The sequence below is a fragment of the Bradyrhizobium sp. USDA 4452 genome (assembly GCF_054063575.1).
This window is the reverse complement of sequence record NZ_JBSSGK010000001.1, coordinates 6,434,478-6,454,994: the sequence shown is the minus strand read 5'-3', so window position 1 is coordinate 6,454,994 and position 20,517 is coordinate 6,434,478. Positions and strand designations below refer to the sequence as shown.

Genomic DNA, 20,517 nt, shown 5'->3' with positions numbered 1-20,517 from the left:
CTTCTCCGAACCGGGCGGCCGGGAGCCTCTCTCTCGGCCTCCAACCCGTTCGCGGACAAGCCTGTCCAGCTCTCGCTCCGGCTTGCGGCGGCAAATGGCGTTCGTTGGCGGCAGCCGCGCTATCGGAACAAACCAGGTCGCGCCGTTCACATCCCGGATCAGATGAAGCTCGAAATGGCCGCCGGCGGTGCCAGAGGCGGTTATGTTGACTGTCCCCGAGGCAATACGTTTGACTGGACGCGAAGCCGAACGCACGCACGAAGGCGGTTCGTGGCGGCAATTGTATGAGTCAGCCGATCGTGTTGACGCGAAAAGCCAGATATTCCGGATGTCGTCGTCGCAATCTCACTCGCGGGTCTCAATCCCGCGGGACTCCGAAACCGCCAAGACCTGTCAGCCCGCGATGGACATGACGGCGCGAGAGCAGCGCCCATCACCCGTGAATGGAAAGGGTAGACGTACCAGGCCGGAGACCTAGATCTCCGGCCTGGCTGACATTAGGCCGCCCGGTCGAGCAACTTCTTGGCCTTGGTCTCCATGTCGAGGCGGACATCTTGATGCGGCTTGTCGCGCGCGACGGCGGTGATGCCCTGCACGAAGTCGAAGATGCTTTCAGGCGGGCGCCCCTCCTCCGCCAGCGCCGCGTCTATCACCTTGCCTGTCTCCGCCTTGGAGAAGCCGCGGCGGCGCAAGAACTCGTTGCGATCCTCGTCACTGCGGGCCACGATCCGCTCGCGAGCGGCCTTGATGCCGTTGACGAAAGGCATGGGTGAAGAGTTGGCGAAGTTCGACAACGCCGGGCCTGCTTCGTGAGCAAAGCGTGAGGCTGCGTATTTGGAATGGCGGATGGTGATCTCCTCGAAATCTTCCACGCCCCAGAGATTGCGATTCTGGCAAACCGCACGAAGATAGAAGCTCGCCATGCCGAGGGTCTTCGCGCCGACTTCTGAGTTCCAACAATAGAAGCCTCGGAAATAGAGGTCGGGCGAGCCGTCACGAAGACGGCCGGCTTCGATCGGATTCAAGTCATCAGAAAGAGGAAAACGTCCCTGTCTGATGCATACAGGGTCGTCGTGGCCTTGGAAATGTCGACACGGGGATCGTAGATGCCGCTCGACCAGTCGAGTACACCGGGCACCTTCCACCTTGTATCGCCTGTGCCATTGCCGGCGATGCGCTGCACGGCCTCGACCAGCTCGTGGTCGTAGATCCGGCCATAGTCGGGGCCGGTGACGGCGCGAAGCTCGACACGGCTATCCTCGGTCTCGAGCGTTTTGATCTGCTCGACGCGATTGGCGTTCAAGCCATATTGCAGGTTGATGGCCGCGAGTGACGCAGGGAGCTGCCGCAAATAAGCGGCCGGAGCGCCAACCTGGCTTGCAAGCTGACCGAAGCTCCAATGCGTCGGCGCAACCGGCGTGTCGGAGCCAGGCAACATCAAGGTCAGCCGCTCAGGGGCGGCACGGCTTGCGTCGACATGGATGAGCGCGCTTTCGACCACGCGCGTCCGGCTGCGGTTCGCGCGATCGTGCACCGTGCGGGCCAGCTCATCGAGCGACAGGTAACGCTCATCCGCCGGGCGTGAGAACCACTCCGAGGACACCCGACCGACGCGCTCGCCGCGGCTCACATCCACTCTGTATCCGCCGCTCGCAACGCGGCCGGCATCAACAATCTGCGTATTCATGGCAGCAATCTCCATGACGAGCGCCGGAAGACTCTCCTCCGGCCTTCAACCCGTCATGGCCAAGGCCATTCCACTCTGCCTCTCCCTTTTCATCGGCCGCTGAGGCCCAAGAGGATTCCGCGTCGCCGCAGCTCCCGTCAGGGATGGAAGCCCGAAGGGTGAAAACCCGGCGCAAGCCGGGGTTTCAGCGTGAGCCGACAGCCCGCTCCCGCAGGGAGACGGCGATGAACCCAGCACCTACGGTCCATGGATGCTCACGGCGTGACGATGCCAGATTGCGGCGGCGGAACATACCGATTGCGGAAAACGCGAATGTCCCGTGACCCTCCCGGCCCCCGCACGACTGTATAGGCCACACTATTGATCTCGATCGTCGTCTGTCGCTGGCTCGAACTCGGCAGTAAGCCGTGCTGATGTAACTGAAGAATCAGGGAAGCAGGGGCCGGTTGATCGCGATGGACCCAGTTCGGGCCGACAACAGGGCCGAAGTCTAGATGCCCGGAGTCATTCATCGGCCCTGTTACTGCGTGATCCAGTCGCCGCTGATGGCGCGAAGGCTCGGCGGAAGACGAAGGTCCGGCCGCTTCTTGATTCTGAAAGCCGCCGCGGAACGGACCCACGACTGACGGCCCGGCTTGTTGGCCGCGCTGCATCGCGAATACGTGGGCGACTTCGCGTACCGTTGAGTCGTCGCTGCGTACTCTGTCTCGGGGCGGCACCGGTCGAGTCACCTCGAGGAGGGCGCGCTGGCGACGCAGGTTCTCCTCTGAAGCAGTGAAACCCGCGCTGTCGCTGGTATCATCTCGGCTCTCGATGAAGTTATCGAAAGTGTCGACGGTGTCGTGGCGACGCCCCAGAGTTTGCGCTTCGTGATGACGCACGGTCTCGACTGAACGTGACGAGGCGGCTTGTTGACCCGGAGTGGTCGGTTCACGGGCGCTATCATGCCGCACAAAGCGAGACTCGACGGGCACCGCAAGCGGCATCCGCTCCGCCGAAGCTCCCTGCCTATTGGCGTCCAACCGCGCAAGGCACCACTGCCGATACTCGTTAATATCCGCCTCGGAGGCGATACCGCCCGAGCTATCTAAAATGCCGTTGCGGTCGACGATCCCCGTAAGGCCGTCAGTAGGGCGGCCCTGCGACGGATTTCGTACAAAGCGAGGACCGTCGCGCAACACAGACTCACGATAGGGACGATTCAAGCGAGATTCCGGGCGACGCTCCCCTATCCCGGCCAGCACCGCGCGAAACTCCTGCGACATACTGCCCAGGGAATTGTCGCACGCGTTGGATGACCCGACTCTTCTCAGCGCGGCTGGTTGCTGGCGAAAATCCGTTGGATCAGCTGATGGAGAGGTTTCCGTCCTCGGATGCTGGATTTCTTCATCTTCGATGATTGTTGGCATTGCGCGCGCAGACGAAGCTCGCTCGATAGAATCCATACCTAGTCTCCCGTTGAGAACCGCCAAAGCCGGCCTTCGGATTGCGGTAGACTGCCGAGCTTAGCTTACAGGATGCTGACAAGCTCGACGACAAACGCGGTGGCTGCCTTGAGACGACTCCAGACGTGAGAACTTCAAAGCCGCCAGTCGCGTGCGTCTATCTCCCCGGCCGGGGACGTCGGCGACTTCAGCAGCGCAGATCGTAGACTCGTCCACTCAGTCGTGAGCAGGGTTCGACGATACGGATGTTCTATCGCCACAGGTAGGACAACAACTTCGCGAATTTACCCCAAATCTCCTAAACGATGACCACACAAGAGAGATTAGATGAAGCCGCGCTGCTCATACACTTAACGCGATGCAAGCGGTGCAGGCGAACGGCGCGGCGTTGAGCCGAAATCGTTCGTCGCAAGCAAATCGATCCAGGAGACACGAATGAATTTGGTGAAGACCTCTGTACTCGCATGCGGCCTTGCAACTTTCCTTGCGTACCCAGTCATTGCGCAGAGCCTTGCTGCGGACGCCAAGGCTCGCAAAGGCGTGCAAGGAACAAGCATACAGAGCGGGATAAGCGATGACGAGGACTCCCCGCCCAAGCTCAGGACCACGGGTGCAAAGGCGGGCAGGAAGTCGACCAAGGGCGCAAAGAATGCCGCGGACGGCAACGCATCCGACGATGAGGCAGTTGACGATACTGCGACCAGCACGCCGATAAGCGGCAAGCGGCACTGACGCGAAGCCCTGTTGGGGCCAACCTCCGGTCGCGCCCTGCGGCCGGAGGTTCATCTAGTCTAAGGCGCAGCAATACGGATAGCTAGATTGTGATGGTCGCCAGCTTCCGAGTGACGGCGAGGGAAAGGAAGGGTCCAGGCGTGCACTTGCGCGGCTGTCCCGGACTGGCGCCATGGCCCTGATCAACCACAGCGCAACGACCGCCATACCCAAGAACACGAACAGCTAGATGATCTCGAAGTACCGCCGACGTTCAAAGTCAGTCACCCGATGTTGAACGGCCTCCCACTCCCAGCGCCGGGAGCAGGAAAAGGCCTCGACAAACCTTTCTCCGAACACATCATTGGCCGCCGGCGACTCTGCAAACCGATATGTTGCCTCCGACAGGCTTTGAGGCAGCCTTCCGGAGCGCGGACACATTTCCATGCTTGCATCACCGACGATCGAAGCCGGCAAGGCCGCATCTGTCTCGACGCCCAGCATGCCCGAGCCGATGGCGCATGCGAGAGCGAGATATGGGTTCATGTCTGCACCAGCCAGCCTGTACTCAAGGCGATGTGCAGACGGCTCTCCCGGGATGGCCCGCACCGCGCAGGAACGGTTGTCAATTCCCCAGCTTGGGCAGACCGGCGCCCAGTAGCCGGGGACCAATCTCTTGTAGCTATTGAAGTTCGGCGCGGCGAGCACGCAGAACTCATTCATGTAGTTCAGTTGTCCGCCGAGAAATTGCCTCATGATCTTTGAGAGGTTGCGAAACGCGTTACTGTCGTAGAACACATTCTGACCGTCAGAGGACATCGAGATGTGAATATGACCCGACTGGCCGGGCCACTCCTCACAAACCTTGGCCATGAACGTTGCCATCATGCCTTTCGTCTGCGCCCAGGCCTTTATCATTGCCTTGAAGATGATCGCTCGATCCGCAGCTTCCAGGGCATCACAATGATGAAGTGATGCTTCAATCACGCCCGGCCCTGTCTCGAAGTGCAGGCCGCTGAGAGGTATTCTGGCCTTCTCACAAAGCGCCAAGATCTCGCCGAACAGCTCCTGGTGCGCGACAGAGCGCGCAATCGAGTAACCAAAAGGACCTCGCGTGAACGGAGCCCATTGGCCGAACGGCTTGTCCTCAATTGTATCGGCGTTCTCATTGAACAGCATGAACTCGAACTCGAACCCGGCCGTGCAGCCGTATCCGTGGTCAGCTGCCCTTTTTAGGACTTTGCGCAGGATACCTCGCGGGCAGATGTCCTCATGCGCGCCCATAAACTCCGCAAGGTAGAGATCCTGATCGCCGAGATAGGACACCAAACGGCCGGTGCCGGACAGAACACGCAGATCGGCATCTCCAAATGCTGAGAGCGGCTTTTTGGTGAATCCTGCGGGAATGACCCGGTCCGCACAATCCCACGCCAGCACAGCCTCAGAGAACTTGACGATCTTGTCTCCATCCGAGAGATCTTCACCCAGGACGTGCTTACCTCGAAGGATGCCGTCAAAGTCACTTACGCCAATCATCGCCGCACGAGCTGAGTTCGCGCGGGCCCCACGGATGTCGGTCATTCGCCGCTTTCCTGCGCCATCAGATCGAACACCTGGTTCATCCGCAGCGCACGCAATTGGCGATAGTCATCCTCAAGCTGTACCAAATCGTTGTTGACGAGGTACACAATGCCTGGTGTGGACACCAGGTCGATGGTCGGGACCAGCTTTTGGCCTATGGGAACGAATGCGATGGCATCAGCGAAGCTCGCGAGGTTACGGATTGCAGCCAATCCGGAGTATCCGGCAACGACACCGCTCATATCGGAAATCAAAGAGACGCATAGCGCATGAGCCTGTCGCTTGTAGGCCCCACGCAACCTCATACACTCACCAAATTCCTTGGGTTTTGCGTACCGCCAGGCCGTTAGCGACATATGATTGTCACCCAACGCCATGGTCCGGGCTTTTGCTGACATGGATCCTTGCAGTCTCGCTCCGAAGTCGACCAACACTGGTCCGCGATCATCGACGATGATCTCTGCATGCGAGGGTCCGTTGACGATCCGAAGCGCCTGCAACGCACGCATAAGATAATCGGACAGCTCCAGAACGATTGGCTCCCTGGCTCCCAGCAACCACTCGCGTGAGCAGACCGATGACGCGCCCTCGACGGGAACGGTCTCATAGGTCCAGGCCTCGGTGACGAACGCTTCTCCATCGATCGAGACGGCATTCACGGTATATTGCTGACCCTTTATTCTCTCCTGTGCAAGCGCCAGTTCATTGAACGCTCCGACCCGGTTCGTTTTTCCGACGATGGCAGCCAGAGCGCGCTCGACATCCGCATCAGCCGAGCAAAAGAACACGTCCTCCGTGCCTGTGCTGTTCAGCGGCTTGATCACGATCTCATCGAAGTTCTCTTGACGTTTCCAGCGAGCGATCTCAACGGCGTTGTCTGACACGACCTGCCTGATCGATCGCACGCCTGCTGCGGCCAACGCTTCGGACATCCGCGATTTGTCACGCCGGGCGGCTGACAGAGCCGTGCCATTCGAAGGCAACCCCAGCCGTTCCGAGATGGAATCGGCGAGCTCAACTCCGGTCTCGGACCCCGCAATAACGAACTCGAGCTCCCTGCCGCGGAGCGCCTGAAGATGAAATTCAACGATCTCGTCGTGGGCCATGCATTCGCGGGGACGAATGACTTCATCATACAGGTCCGCGTCGAAATGCGACTGGAAGATGCCTGGGATCTGTGCAGCCGACATCACGTGCACCGTTCCAATTCCGTACCGCCTGAACTCTTCAGGTAGAAATCTGCCAGTCGAATATGCGTCGACGATTACACATTTGCGTTCGTTCATGCGGTCCTCCGATATTGCGAGTAGACGTTGCCGACAGCGACGATCGTGATGAGAACATTTCCAATGAACGTGTGGAGCGAAGGCACGATACGAGAATCGAAGTACTGGAACAGGAACGTGATGACAGGAGCGGTGGACAACACCATGTTGACGGTAAAGGGCTCGACGCGGCGGATGCCCTCCTGGATCAAGAGCAGCGGAACAATGATCGTGGAAAGCCCAATCGCCGCGATCGCACGCCAATGTTGCGAGATCTCGAGCATCATGGAGGAATAGTCGACCAGTCCCAGCAACAGCAGAATCGTTCCGTAGAACCGATGCGCCAATACCTGTCTGCCGGAAAACCCGCAATCAAACAGCAGTTTGACCAGTACATTTGTAAGCGCCAGCGATAGGCCGGCCACGATTGCGAGGACGATGCCCAAAGACGATCGAGAACCCCACTGCACCCCTGCATTGCCGCTGACCGAGATCCAGATCATGTAGCCGCCAATCGTCGCAATCATGGCGCTCACGACGATGTCGGATGCTGGAGGGATACCCTTCCGCCTGATCAGCGCATTCAACCACACCGTTGCGGCGGGTCCTAACGCCACCATGAACGCGACGACGATGGCAGGTTCGGCGTATTTCAGGCCGACAAACAATCCGATCCAGCTGATCGCGGTCACGAGATTGAGCGACACAAAAGCCACGAGCGCGGGCTTCGTCACTCGTGCCTTGCCCGTCCCGTGACCAGCCAGCAGATTGAACGACAGACATACCGCGGCAAAGGACACCAACAGAGCCACGAACAGGTCCGCCTGCTGAAAATACGATGCCGCATACACCTCGCCCGCCGCGCTCAGAACGACGTAAAGCGCCACAAAGAGAACTCCCAGAGCGAAGCGGCTTGTCGATCGCCCGCCGTTCGTTTGAGGCTGTCGCGGCGCAGCGCGCCCCCCGAACCATGCCGGCGCGTCGGTTCCGGTGAACTCCTCTTTCGATCTGGGCGGACCGCGCTTGGTTTGCAATGTCACTGTCCACCTCTCGTGCTTCTTTGTTCGGCGTACGCATGACACGCCTCTCCGAACGCCGTAAATAGTCGCTTGCTCAACAGATCGGTTGAGGCGTGCCATTCAGGGTGCCATTGCACCGCGATCTGCAGCGTCGGCGCGCCCACGACCGAGACCGCTTCGACCAGACCGTCAGGCGCCCACGCCTCCCCTCTTAGCGCACTGGCCAGCACCTCTATGCCTTGATTGTGAAGGGAGTTGACCTGTGCTTCGACGGTACGCGCGATCGGAAAGAGCGCACCGTCCGGACATACCCTGATACTATGCGCGACATCGTACTGGCGATCTCTCGGGCGGTCTGTCTTCTCGGCGTGCATCTGGCCACTTCCCAGACTCCACTCGCTAAGGGATGAGCGAAGTGTGCCGCCGAAATAGACGTTGAGCTCCTGCAGACCGCGGCAAATGCCCAGGATCGGCATTCCCTGGGCAATGGCGTTCCTGATCGCTACCCCGGATAGCCTGTCCCGGGGACGATCACGGATTCCATTCTCGATGTCTTGCTGATCAGGCCCTGGACAGGACGCAGGCGCCCTCAGAACGGCAGGATCGACGTTGGATTCGTCTCCTGTCAACACGAGCCCGTCGAGAGCCCGCATGATCGCCCGTGCGCTCTCAACCGGCGCATCTTCAGCGTCGATCGTCGGCAATATGACGCACGCCACTCCCGCATGATGAAGCAGGGCCTTGACGTACTTGCGCCGCAACCAATCGCGATGCACGCCATCGACCAACAGACGGTTCGAGGTGATGCCGACCACGGCGCGGGCTTTGTCTGGCCGTTGCAACGTCACGCGGGTTGTCCGCTCGTGTTGGCACCGCGCATAGACTGCTCATACAGACGGCGGTTTCGCTCCTTCAGCTGAGTGATGACGCTCGGCTGACCTTGCGGCCCCTTGACAAAGAGCCCTCCCCAGCTTGCGGCAACCTTTGCGTAAGCCGGATCCTGCATCCTGATTTTCTGGGCTTTGTGCAACAGCCAGAACGGGATGCCGGGCGAGAGGTGATGCTCGAGGTGATATTCATCCAGGTTTTGCCCCAGGATGGCCCGCTCCAGGAAATTTCCTTTGCGATTCCTGGTCAGATAGACGTTCTGCGTCTCGGTCTCGCACATCGGTGAGTGCTCGGCGAGTTCGACAAACCAGCCAAGCACCTGGAACGTGGTGAGATAGGGCACGATCCAGAACAGGATCACGATGTGGAGCAGCCCAAGGGCATATGATCCGCCCAGGATGCAGATCCAGAAGAGATAGAAGCCATATTTGTCGATAAGTATGCCTGAGCGGCTCTCGTCCTCGGCATCTCTGATCGAAAACCGGTTGGTCCAGAGATACTTCAGGTACGCCACCGTCGCACCGCCAAATATCGGCTTCCAGATCAGGTTGAACGCGTACCGCTCAGGCGGCTGCACGTCGTAAACACCATTGGCCAGGAAGAACTTCAGATCAGGGTCCTTGTCCGGGTCGCCGAGATAGGGATGGTGCAAATAGACGTGTGAGATCCGATAGGCCCAGTGGCGCTGGAACAAAGGATAGGCAGCGAACAGAATCCCGAGAACGTAGTTCCAGGTGGTGTTCTTCGCGAGCGTGCGGTGAGCCGCATCATGCGCGATCGTCGTCAATCCGCGCTGGTAGGCGCCGATCAGAAGAACCGCGAGCGGATACAACCACCATGAGACCGACACGGTCGCGAGCGTGCACGCCGCGATCACGACGTAGTCTTTCGCGATATACACAGCACCCGTTATGTTATCGGGCCTCAGCTCGGAGAGCTGCCTGTTGATCTCGCGGCTGAATGGAACGGCCTCATAGCGTGACGACCTCAGTTTCCAAGCTTCTGGCTGATTCATGAGAATCCCTTCCTGATCACCTTCTAGGTTGTCAGATTGCGGAGAGCGCCTTGTGCAGATCGCGGACAATATCGTCGACGTCCTCGATGCCGACGCAAAGCCGGATCGAACCGCCAAATATGCCCGCGGCCTCGCGCTTCTCCCGTGGAACGGTTGTGTGTGTCGTGGAGACGGGATGCGTCACCAGGGTGCGGGCATCCCCCACATTCGAAACGTGATACATCAAGTCGACGTTCTGGATGAACTTGCGTCCGGCCAGCTCGTCCTCCACCTCGAACATGACCATTGCGCCGTGCCCATATGCCGGGTTGAGCGTCTGGTCGACGGTTTCCCGATCGGCGCCTTCGAAAAGCCCCGGATAGAAGACACGGCGCACCTTTGGATGCTTCTTGAGAGCGTCTGCGACGACCCTGGCGTTGGCGCAGTGCTGCTTCATGCGGAGCGGCAGCGTCTCAAGCCCCTGGATCAGTTGGAAGCTCGCAAACGGAGCGATCGCAGCCCCCGTATCGCGCAGCCAAGTCATGCGAGCCTTCAGCAGAAACTCGCTTTTTCCAAGATCGTCGACATCCTGCAGTGCGCTGCGCCAGATGATCCCGCCATGCGCCTCGTCAGGACCGTTGAACAACGGAAAGCGGGAGGCTCCGCGGTAGCTGAACTTGCCGTTGTCGACGATCAGCCCGCCCAGCGTGGTGCCATGGCCGCATATGTATTTCGTGGCGGAGTACGTCGTGATCGCAGCACCGAGATCTGACGGCCGGCATACCAATGGCGTCGTGGTATTATCCACCACCAGGGGAACGCCGTACTTCCGACCGATCTCCGCCAACTGCTTGACCGGTAGCGGAATCAGACAGGGGTTCGAAATCACCTCTCCGAACAGGCATATCGTGCGATCATCGATGGCACGTTCGAAGGTCTCAGGCCTTCGAGGATCCGCCGTCCTGACGCTGATGCCAAGACGCTTTAGCGTGTTATGGAGCAGGTTCCAGGTATTGCCATACAGATAGGGCGAGGCGACGACATTATCCCCGACTTGCCCGCTTGCCAGGTTGACGATGGCAAGAAAGGTTGCCGCTTGCCCTGATGCGACGGCGAGCGAGTCCCTTCCCGTATCGACCGCCGCATACCTTCTTTCGAGCGCGCGGGTCGTCGGATTGATGATCCTTGTATAGGTGAAGCCATCAGCCTTCACGTTGTAGACATCGGCAATGTGGTTCAGATCGCCATCGAGTTCATAGGCCGTGTTCTGATATATCGGCACGGCCACAGCTTTCGTCACCGGGTCGCGTCGGTAACCCGCGTGCAGAACGGCAGTCTCGGGGGACCACGGCACTTGCGCGCCCGCTGTCACGCGAGGCGGCACCTTGGCGAGCGCCTGGGATGTCTCCTGAGCGGATATTGGTCGCGCTGCCGCACCCTGACCAGGGCGGAAGTATGTCCGGAAGGCGCAACCCAACTGCTGGATCCAACTGGATTGAATTTCCCCGATGCAACCGACCCGAAAACTCCGCGTCGCACCGTGCAGCTTGGAGTAGATGTAAAGGTTGTGGCTCGCCAGGTGGCGATACAGCCCATCGAATGCTGCCTGATCCGCCATCCCCGACGGCGCAACGAACGCAACACAGACCGGTGACTGCACGTTCGGGGCTAGCAGCGGGGAGACCAATCCCTCGAGCTCCTTGATGAGATCGTCCCTGACCTTCTCATACCTGCGGCAGCGGGCAGGAATGCCCTCTTCCTCCAAGATTTCCAGTGCCCTGGTCGTTGCCTGAACGATATGGGTGGGAGGTGTCGAACGCCATTCACCTGTGCGCTCTAGCGAGAGCCATTGATCTCTCACGTCGAGCACAAATGACCTCGGCTCTTGAACCGCTTTCTCCAACAGTTCGCGAGCGGCGATCACAAACGCTACTCCCGGAGGCCCCTCTATGCACTTGTTGCTCGACGTGACCAGGACGTCAGGCCCCCCCTTGCTCAGGTCAATATCGATGCCGCCAAAAGAACTCATCCCGTCGACGATCGTCTTCACGCCCCGCCGCCTCGCCTCCTCCACGATCGCATCCAGCGGATTGACGATGCCGGTCGTGGTCTCGCAATGCACGAAACACAGGTGCGTAACGCCGGGATTTCGGCTCAGATGCTCGCCGATTTCCTGAGGGTCCAAAGGGTCGGTCGCGCGCTTGGCAAGCGTCACCGCTTCGACACCCCATAGCCGCAGCATCTTGTATATGCGCTCGCCATAGATGCCATTTACGCAAACGAGCGGCTTGTGGGCTGAAGACACGAATGTAGACAGAGCGGCTTCCATCGCAAAAGAGCCGCCGCCCTGAATCGGGACCACCGAATAGTCATCGGCATTTGCCAGCAAATGGAGCATCAGCCGCCTCATGCGGGCGGTTACTTCCTTGAACTCGCAATCGCGCGATGCAAGGTCGAGCTGCATTTGGCTCCTGACGTCCAGCGATAACGACAATGGACCAGGCGTCAGCAAAGAGCGCTGTCTTGTCACACTATTCCCCCTTAGTTGTATTCATCGATGACCTGAAGCAAAACCGCCCTAGCAAAGAGACGACGAGCGCCGTTCAACAGCCTGGAGCCCTGCGCGATAGAGCCTCGAGCGATGTCATTCAGATCTCTGACCGCTCCTCGAACCCATTCGGCGCGACGGCTCACTCTGATCGCACACCGAAGATTTGAGCGCGCGTGCCGGCTCGTCCCCGCGCATCGGCAGTCCAGCTGACCGGCTTACGTGCGTCGTGTGCCACTCCGGCAATGTTGAAATCGCACTAGCAGCGCGCGTCGGACGGTGGCGACCGGCCCCGATCCCGGCATGGCGCCTTTGGTGATTGCCGCTTCCTGCGTGAGCCTAAGACTTGAGACATTCGCACACTGTCGCTCGTTGGAGGTTTTTGTACGCTGACGACCCTCGCCGTCCATTTTTCAGATCGTACAACTTGACGTTAGGTGCGTTTCAACCCTCTCTGGAATTTTCTCGTGTGAATTTTTCCTGACGTACGCCTCCACCTTCGGGAGACAAGACGACGGGTGCGGAGATTCTCGGACGAGCCCGGTAGTAGCCTGGAGTTCAATGACGCTGCTGGAATTCACCCGAGCTCGATGGCCACGGACAGGTCAGTTGACATGCTCCGCCCGCCTTGCGTGCGCGGCGCTTTGTCACATCGGCAAACAGATACACGGCGTCTGTTTGCGTTCGATGGAGCGTCCGGAAAGCAGACTTTGGAACGAGACGATGAGCGCATGGCCGGATAGCGATGAGTAAGCAGCTTGCGCGGGTTCGAAGGCAGGTTTTCTGACAGAACGATGATGGTCTAGAACGCGGGTTGCTGAGGAAATCGCTTGTTGATTAAACCTCCTGAGTCTCGCACGTTTGGATCGCAAGTCATGCGCGGTCTGTCAGCAGCCGACCGCACGATTTTCCGTCCTGTCTGCCTGGTCACTACGCTCTGTCGAGTACTGTCTGTTTGCTACTCTTGCACGTGACCCACTTGGCACATGAATTGCTGCGAACCCTATCGGCTTGGCTGTTTATCTTCACGCCCCCCAAGGCGGCCAAGCTGGCGAAGCAAACTTGACGCGGGTGGCTCCTCCAAACACCCGCGCCTTCTTTCCGAAGTGCTGTAAAAGTGGAGAGTTTCGGCAACAGACGCGCTGAGAAGATCAACTCATGGCCCGTAGGAGCCACATAAAATGCATGCCGGTTCTGGGGAATCGAAAGGACGAATCGAAGCTCGCCTGGTACTTGCGGCGAATAAAAGCTTGCTTCATGAGCCAGCCCCTAACGATCACTTCACGGAAGTGTGCCGCAAGGGAAGGGCTCAAATTCATTTCGGCTCTCCAGGAAGCGCTTGGCTCTACCAATTCCGAAAAGCGCGTCTCACAGGGAAAGCGGTTCGCGAGCCTTGAGGCCGAACAAAATTCGCTGGGCCTGTGGCAACAACACTGTCGAGAAGTGGTTCGGATCATCGTTGACGACCTTGGTGATACCATCGGCGCGGTAGGTCCGCCGTCGGTATAATTCAGCACTTACAGGTTTTGGCCGAGGAGACGATGACAGCGCGGTGTTTAGCGTCGCCGTCAGGATCTACGAATGATGCGCTCTTCCGTGAATGCGATCGGGCGGATCGCGCGCGGCAGCGTTATCGTCGAGCTCGATTCGGCCATCTTCGGCGAAGCGTGTCACGCCCGCGCCGCCCGGCGTGAGAGCGCGCATCAGATGCCATCCGCCAGCTTGCTGCTTGGCTGATCAAGCCGGGTTTTGTTCGCAGCCATTTTGGGACTGCGTCGTCTAGCGGCCGGACGACGCAATCCAAGACTGGTCCCTTGAGCTCTGTCCCACAGCATCAGCGACATTATGTTTGTGCGAACGCGGGCTTGCTCGTGACGAGGTCTGGTGTCGGCCTCACTTCATCAGCGCTTCGACCTCTGCTCGAAGAGCGTGGCGCGACGCGTCTCGTGAATAGAACATGTGGCCCCCCGGAAAAACGACAAGTTTGACGCGCGGTGTGGAGGCAAATGGCGGCAGTTGATCGAGCACGATCTGTGATCCGAAATATGGCGTGGCCAGGTCAAACAGCCCGTGCGCGACCAGCAATTTCATATTCCGGTCCGTCGCCAAGATCTTGCGCAGCTCCGAAACTGACTCCGGAGGGCTACGGCCGAAATCCCAGGCCTCCCTGACCTTGCGATTGGCCAATTCGTAGGAGCCCTCCGGCCGCCAGCCAAGCTTGCGCGTAAGGAGATCGACAGTGGCGCTGGTCAGAGGCGCCACCAGCGTATCGCTTGAGGGATCGCCTGAAAGCTGGAAATTCGACTCCGGATATGGATCGAGGCCACGCACCGAGGCGTCAAACCTGCCGATTAACTTGCCATTCTTGCGATCGAACTCACGGCGGAACTCGGCGACTTCGAAACGGCCGGCGAGCCGGCGGCTCACCGCTTGGTCGATGCCGGTCAGCACCGCGACCTTGTCGGCCAGACGCGTGGTTGCTTCCTTGTCGGCCTGGCCTTTGATGAGATCAACCAGAAACTCGCCGCGCGCATAGGCTTCCACGTGGGCGAGATCTGTTCGGTTTACCGAACCTTCGGCTTCACGCAGGGTCGCGACATAGCTCGGCAGCGTGGCGACGTACTGCAGCACGCTCCTGCCGGCGCTGTAGTCGAACACTGGCGAGACCATGATCAGGCCCCTGACGCCTATCCCCTGCCGCGTCTGCAACTGGTCGACGACCTTCGGCCCACGAATGCCGCCATAGCTTTCACCCGCGATGTACTTCGGCGACAACAGCCGGTCATGCTTTTCGAGCCAGCGGCGGATCACCAGCGCGAGCGCGTTGACGTCGCCCTCAACGGAATAGAGCCATTTGCGCGCGTCATCGCCGGCCGCCACGAAACGGCTATAGCCGGTGCTTACAGGATCGAGAAACACCAGATCGGTGAAATCGAGCCACGTTTCCGCGTTTGGCCTCACCTCGGGAAATGTCGATGGCGTGACCTCGTCAGCATTGATCGGCAGCCGCCACGGTCCGGCATTGCCAAGCTGCAGCCACGCCGATGATGAGCCTGGTCCGCCGTTGAAGAGGAATGTAACCGGGCGCGTGCCGAGATCAGTGCCTTCAAGCTGATAGGAAGTATAGACGATATCGGCCTGCGGCTCACCCTTATCGTCAAACAGGCGGATGGAGCCGGCGGTCGCGACGAAAGAAAGCGTCCGCCCGGGCAGCTCAAGCGTGTGCCTGCTGCTGGAGTCCGGCGGCAGGCGATGCTGCTCGGTCAGCGACGACATACTCGGGGTTTGACCGCCGCCACCCTTCTGGCCGGCCGGTATCGTGACCTGGGCGGGGGAAGGATTGTTGGCCCGAGCGCTCTCCGTTGCCCCGCAGGCGAACAGGATCAGTGCAAGAGAGGTGAGACCCGGAGCGGTCAATTTCATCGCGTTTCTCCTGCCCCGGTGCGCCCCCTTGGTGCGCGAGGCGTGTCTGTCAAAACGGCCCTAACGACTAGCTCATGCGGCTGAACAACAAAGCTACCAGATCAAGTAGTCGTCACCCTCGCCCGAGACGTAAAGCCCGTCATTCCACACACTTCCAAGAAGTGCCCGTCACGGTTTCAGCAAAGCGCCTCAAGAGGGCGCGCATGTCGTGCGTGTGGACTTTGCGCACAAGACGAGGCCGTGGCTGTCAGGCAAGTCGAGATCGACCATAGGCAAGGGCAAGGCTTCGCGAGTGGTTAGAGAGCCACGCTACATCAGTGAAGCGGATTGCAGATCTGCGTGCTAAGAGCAATCGCAGCATCCGGCCGTTGGATGCCGATCAGCTTGCTGATTTACGAGTAGAATGTCAGCGCCGCGTCACGGCCGTCAGGGCAACTGTCGCGAACGGCGACGATGCCAGACAAGTCTGTAGCGACCTTGGACTACTGCATCTCGACCCGATGAGCGGCCCGATAACTACGGCGCGGCAACTCTTTCACTGTGCCAGGCCAATGGCGATGAGCGGCACGGCTGATGGATATCGGTCGAGTTGCATACCTGGGCAGATGCGGACGCCGCCGAGCACCGGCCACATTGCCCGGCACCCCATAGCGCAGTTGCATTGGCGTTTCACCACCCTCGACTACCTCGGCGCCCGTGTTGGACTGCCGCCATAAATCGCAACCTCCGCCCAACAATCGGCAGTCTCATAAATCCGCACACTCGCGCAATTGGGAATGCGATCAAAGAACCAACGAGCGATTATCTCGGCGGTTGGATTCTCCAGTCCATCGACATCGTTGAGCAGTCGGTGATCGACGAGCTTCAGCAGCGGCTCCAGTTCGGCATCCATCTCAGCGAAATCTTTCACAAAGCCCCTCGCATCCACTCCTCCGCGCATCACCACTTCCATACGGTAGTTGTGGCCGTGTAGGTTCTTGCATTTGTGGCCATCGGGGAGATGGGGAAGGCGATGAGCTGACTCAAAACTATAGGTACGGCCAATCAGCGTGAGCACTGCATCATCGTCGTTCATTGCGTAAGTCCCTCGCGCCGACAACTTGCTCTGCAGCAAGGGGCCTACTAACCCTCGCCGGCCCTTCTTTATCAGATTGACGGAGCAATGCCAGGCCGAGCAAGGCGGAGAGAGCAGAGCCAAGGCCCGGCAGTATCAGCGTGACAGCATAACCTAACCTCGCCACGGCAAACCCACTCGCTGCGAAGCCCACCAACGCTGACGCCGACATGACCGAAGTCAGAAACGTGACATCTGTCCCCGCCTTGCCTGGCCGGGCGAGCCCGAGAAACCAGTTCGTGAATGTAACATGCTGAACAGCGAGGGCCGCGAACACGATGCCGACGCTCACAACGGCGCTCAGGCGAACGTTGACGTAGCGATCAACCGTCGCGAGCACGCCGAAACTTATGGCCATGACTGCGCAGCCCCAGATCAAGCCTCGCTGCGGTGCCATTCGGCCGATGATTGCGCTGGTCAACGGCGCTACCAGCGTATACGTCAATACGTTCGAAAGCGCTCCGATCCATCCAATGTCTGCTGCGGCGAAGCCCAGGTCAACAAGCCGCAACTGAACCGTCGCGAACGCCACAGCGATCCCGATAACCGCCGGCGCGATCAATGCGGCCGTCGTCCACAGGCCATGGTAGCGAAAGATCGCGGAGATCGAGGGGCGTTGCGTCGAGCTCCATCGGTCGCGGCGTTGGAGCGGTTCAGAAATAGCGAACACCCAACCAGCGAAGACGGCTAGCAGCAGCGCCAAACCCAACAAAGCTGGACGCCATCCGACCATCTCGATCAATTGGAGGCAGACGGCGCCACCGATCACATGGCCGATGGCCCGGCCCCAACCCAGCAGCGCGGCCCCGAGGGGCCGTTCGCTGGAATCGAGAGCTTCAGCTATATAGCCCAAAGTTGCGATCCGCTGCGTGGCAGCAATGGTCGCAAGTACCAGGGAAACAAGAAAAAGCGAGACAAAATCGGTTTTTGGATTCAAGAATGCCATCGCTGCCAGCACGATGGTACTGGCAACTTGGGTCAACAGTATCCACGAACGTCTCAGCCCGAGACGATTGAGGCTCCATCGATCCACCACCGGGGCCCAAAGGAAGTTAACGGTGAATGCAAAGAAAGCAGTGCCATATAGGCCGACTAGTTCCAAGCTAGCACCGTTGCCCCGAAGGATCACGGGAATGGCCGAATAGATGAACGCGATCGCCAGATACTGCTGACTAGCCAACGCAACCATCCCAATATATGGCAGGTAACGATTTCCCATCCGCTTACTTCTCCCGAAATCGATTTCGCGCATGCCTTAAGAGCACTGTTTGAAAAGACAGCGGCGGGCCGTTATCCGTTCGGATCGGGCCATACTCAATTCAATGCACACCGCGCCTGGCCTTCATCTTGTTGAGCCCAGTTGCCTTCCCAGTAGACGGCGCTATCGACGTCACATTGGCAAGCAAGGCTCCCTGGCGTACGCCGGTCGTAACCATCGTCGACCCAGCGCGTCTCCAGCTCCGCAGGGAGGTCGACAGCTTGGTCGCTGGTTGAAGGTCCACAGTCCGAGGAAAAAGGTGCGCTTGCCGGTAGCGCTGTCCTCTCCAACGGTCGCGCTTGCCGGCAGCAGCGCCAGCGCAGGGATGACACCTGTTCCTGCATCAGGTCTTCACCACGCGTTCGTGCAATCGGGTAGTGGCGTCGAGCGCCGACAGGATCGCGCCCTCCTGCCATGGCAGCTGCGAGGCGTGCTCGCCCGCCAGCGCGATGCGGCCGTCGATCTGGCACAGATTGCGGTAGTTCTGCGCGCGGGCGGCCTCGGTCCACTGGCCGGCGCAGCCGAGCGTGAACGGCACGCGATGCCAGGCCACCGCGACGCCGTTCTCGAATTCGCTTTTGTATTGCGGATGGATCGCGGCCCCGAACTCGACCGCGCTGGCGACCCGCTCGGCCGGCGTCATGGCGGTGAACTCGAACGAATTGGCGCCGCCATACATGTAGGCACCGAGCAGGATGCCGCGGCCGCCGCGGTTGAAGCCATAGTTCGGATACGCGATCTGCTGGATCGGCAGGTCAGTGTAGCTGATGCCGCCATAGATCGCGTCGTCCTCCTCCCAGAAGCGGCGTTTGAACTGTAGCCCGACCTTCACCGAGGCTAGGTAGGGCAAGGAATCGATCGCATTTTTCATCGGCCCGCCGACATCGATCGGCAGCTGGCTCAGAATCGACAGCGGAATGGTACAGATGCACCAGCCGGCGGTCGCCTGCTGCACGGCGGACGGGTTGGCGGTGTCGACATAGCTCACGGTGACGCCGGAGCCGTTCTGCTGGATCTGCGTGACCTTGGCGTTATAGCGGATGAGATCGCCAACCTCGCGCGCGAACGCCTTGCCGATCATGTCCATGCCGCCGACCGGCTGGAACATGGTGGTCTGGAAGTCGTAGCGCGCGTAGCTCCGCACATAGCGCCACATCCGCGACCGCAACAGCTCCTGCAGCGAGATCGGGTTGCTGGGCAGCGGATCTCTCATCAAGCCACCGCCCGGATCGTGGGCATAACCGCGGAATTCGGCGGCGACGAGATTGGCGTTGTACTTGCAATCGCGATCCAGCGCGCCCCAGTCGCGCAGCGCTTGCAGCAGGATCTCCTGGTCTTCCTTGCTGACGAACTCCTCGAGCCTGCCCCGCTGGCTGACCTTCGCGAGCAGCTCGGCCACGCCGCCCTGGAAATCCGCCTTGATGCTGCGAAAGCGTTGCGGCTTGCCTTCGAAGGCGCGCGTCGCGTGCAGATAGGCATTATGATTGAGCTGGATGAAAGGTTCCAGCGACACATTGAGCCTGCGGCAATAATCGAGCAGCGCCCGGTGGTGACAGGGAATTCGCCACGGGCCGGGATTGAGGTAGAGCCCCGGCTCGAACTGGCAGGCCTGCTTAAAACCGCCGAGCTCGACAAAGCTGTCCCCGCCACGGATCGACCAGTTGCGACCGCCGGCACGGCTGTTGAATTCGAGGATCTGGACCTTGTAGCCGGCCTTGCGCAGTTCCAGCGCCGCCGTCATGCCGGCAAGACCAGCGCCGAGAACCAACACCGAAGCGCCCTTGACATCGCCCGCCAGCCTGAGCGGTCCCTTGTAGGCGGACTCGGATGCAAAGCCGAGGCTCGTCATTGCGTGATACATCGCCGAACTGCCGGCGATGGTGCCGATCAGCGCCAGCAGATCCCGCCGCCTGATCACCGATTCATTCTGCACCTGCGTTCACCCAGCCGTTGATTTCGATGACGAAGGCGAACGCCTCGTGCGATCAGTTTCAAGAAAGTGCGCACGCTGCAGTGCAGACTGGTGGCGCCACCGCGGTGTGCCTGCGAGATCGTCTTCGATTATCTCATTCCGACATTGGTCGTGTGCCGCGTTGATCGCCGTCGATAAAACAATCATAGCTATCTATCCGCAGTCTTGAGGTAGGCAGGCCGATCCGCGGTCGCAGGAGCTGGTCAGTACACCTGAGTTGATGAACCAACGTCCGGTCACCTCTGGCGACGATTAGCGAGCCGTCGATCATATCTCGACGCGTCGAAGATGCGGACGTTTCGTTTATCGAGGCGCTTGCCGGACATGTATAGCCGTTCGACGGAAAACGAAGCAGTTGATTACGCGGCACGATCCCCTCGAGCGACTTCTTAAACATTCGACTGAGTTTGTTGTGCACCAGCAAGAGCGATGCCAACGTTTTACGACATCGATAGGCGGAGAAGCCGACTAGCCCAGATGTGCGGTAGGCCAGACGATGACTGATCTCCTCAGAGATGTTGCCGCTCTTTCATTGGCGACTTTCGAGCTCGATATCGGAGGTTTCTGGTTCTAGTCGCACAACCAAGCCACTCCGCCAGCGATGCTGATACA

13 protein-coding genes and 1 pseudogene are annotated in these 20,517 nt (G+C 59.7%); 2 read left to right on the top strand and 12 right to left on the bottom strand.

The window, feature by feature from the left end; all coding sequences use genetic code 11:
- Positions 1-497: 497 nt before the first annotated feature.
- Together ACVISU_RS30195 and ACVISU_RS30190 are read right to left on the bottom strand one after the other, a co-directional pair.
- A pseudogene (locus tag ACVISU_RS30195) lies at positions 498-1,687 on the bottom strand (DUF932 domain-containing protein).
- 254 nt (positions 1,688-1,941) lie between these two features.
- The gene (locus ACVISU_RS30190; protein WP_456709375.1) at positions 1,942-3,132 is read right to left on the bottom strand and encodes a hypothetical protein; all 1,191 of its coding nucleotides are present in this window, start codon (positions 3,130-3,132) and stop codon (positions 1,942-1,944) included.
- Between the two features lie 435 nt (positions 3,133-3,567).
- Between ACVISU_RS30190 and ACVISU_RS30185 the strand changes: the two genes are divergently transcribed.
- Entirely contained in the window at positions 3,568-3,864 is a 297-nt protein-coding gene (locus tag ACVISU_RS30185; protein ID WP_456709374.1) for a hypothetical protein, read from the top strand.
- A 225-nt stretch (positions 3,865-4,089) separates the two neighbouring features.
- On the opposite strand, the gene ACVISU_RS30180 is transcribed toward ACVISU_RS30185, so the two are convergent.
- From ACVISU_RS30180 to ACVISU_RS30155, 6 genes are read right to left on the bottom strand one after another with little or no spacing between them, the layout of a single operon-like run.
- Complete coding sequence (locus ACVISU_RS30180; protein WP_456709373.1) at positions 4,090-5,424, bottom strand: glutamine synthetase family protein; 1,335 nt, start codon at positions 5,422-5,424, stop codon at positions 4,090-4,092.
- Entirely contained in the window at positions 5,421-6,710 is a 1,290-nt protein-coding gene (locus ACVISU_RS30175) for an ATP-grasp domain-containing protein (protein WP_456709372.1), read from the bottom strand. The genes ACVISU_RS30180 and ACVISU_RS30175 overlap by 4 nt, the downstream gene beginning before the upstream one ends.
- Positions 6,707-7,729 carry an EamA family transporter gene (locus tag ACVISU_RS30170; protein WP_456709371.1) on the bottom strand — a complete coding sequence of 341 codons (1,023 nt, stop codon included), beginning with the start codon at positions 7,727-7,729 and terminating at the stop codon, positions 6,707-6,709. Before ACVISU_RS30170 ends, ACVISU_RS30175 begins: the two co-directional genes overlap by 4 nt.
- Positions 7,726-8,556: a gamma-glutamyl-gamma-aminobutyrate hydrolase family protein gene (locus ACVISU_RS30165; protein ID WP_456709370.1), complete on the bottom strand. Its 831-nt coding sequence runs from the start codon at positions 8,554-8,556 to the stop codon at positions 7,726-7,728. The genes ACVISU_RS30170 and ACVISU_RS30165 overlap by 4 nt, the downstream gene beginning before the upstream one ends.
- Positions 8,553-9,611: a dhydrorhizobitoxine desaturase gene (rtxC, locus tag ACVISU_RS30160; RefSeq protein ID WP_456710935.1), complete on the bottom strand. Its 1,059-nt coding sequence runs from the start codon at positions 9,609-9,611 to the stop codon at positions 8,553-8,555. The genes ACVISU_RS30165 and rtxC overlap by 4 nt, the downstream gene beginning before the upstream one ends.
- 31 nt (positions 9,612-9,642) lie before the next feature.
- On the bottom strand, positions 9,643-12,054 hold the full coding sequence (locus ACVISU_RS30155; protein ID WP_456709369.1) for a 2-aminoethylphosphonate--pyruvate transaminase: 2,412 nt from the start codon (positions 12,052-12,054) through the stop codon (positions 9,643-9,645).
- Between the two features lie 1,665 nt (positions 12,055-13,719).
- Between ACVISU_RS30155 and ACVISU_RS30150 the strand changes: the two genes are divergently transcribed.
- Positions 13,720-13,875 (top strand): hypothetical protein, encoded by a 156-nt coding sequence (locus ACVISU_RS30150; RefSeq protein WP_456709368.1) that lies wholly within the window; start codon positions 13,720-13,722, stop codon positions 13,873-13,875.
- Positions 13,876-14,031: 156 nt separating this feature from the next.
- On the opposite strand, the gene ACVISU_RS30145 is transcribed toward ACVISU_RS30150, so the two are convergent.
- The 4 genes from ACVISU_RS30145 to ACVISU_RS30130 form a co-directional block, all read right to left on the bottom strand.
- A complete protein-coding gene (locus ACVISU_RS30145) occupies positions 14,032-15,561 on the bottom strand; it encodes a S10 family peptidase (RefSeq protein WP_456709367.1) in 1,530 nt (509 codons plus the stop codon).
- Positions 15,562-16,243: 682 nt separating this feature from the next.
- Entirely contained in the window at positions 16,244-16,636 is a 393-nt protein-coding gene (gene queD / locus ACVISU_RS30140; RefSeq protein ID WP_456709366.1) for a 6-carboxytetrahydropterin synthase QueD, read from the bottom strand.
- Positions 16,623-17,894 (bottom strand): MFS transporter, encoded by a 1,272-nt coding sequence (locus ACVISU_RS30135; RefSeq protein WP_456709365.1) that lies wholly within the window; start codon positions 17,892-17,894, stop codon positions 16,623-16,625. Before ACVISU_RS30135 ends, queD begins: the two co-directional genes overlap by 14 nt.
- Positions 17,895-18,276: 382 nt before the next feature.
- A complete protein-coding gene (locus tag ACVISU_RS30130) occupies positions 18,277-19,866 on the bottom strand; it encodes an FAD-dependent oxidoreductase (protein WP_456709364.1) in 1,590 nt (529 codons plus the stop codon).
- Positions 19,867-20,517 lie beyond the last annotated feature (651 nt).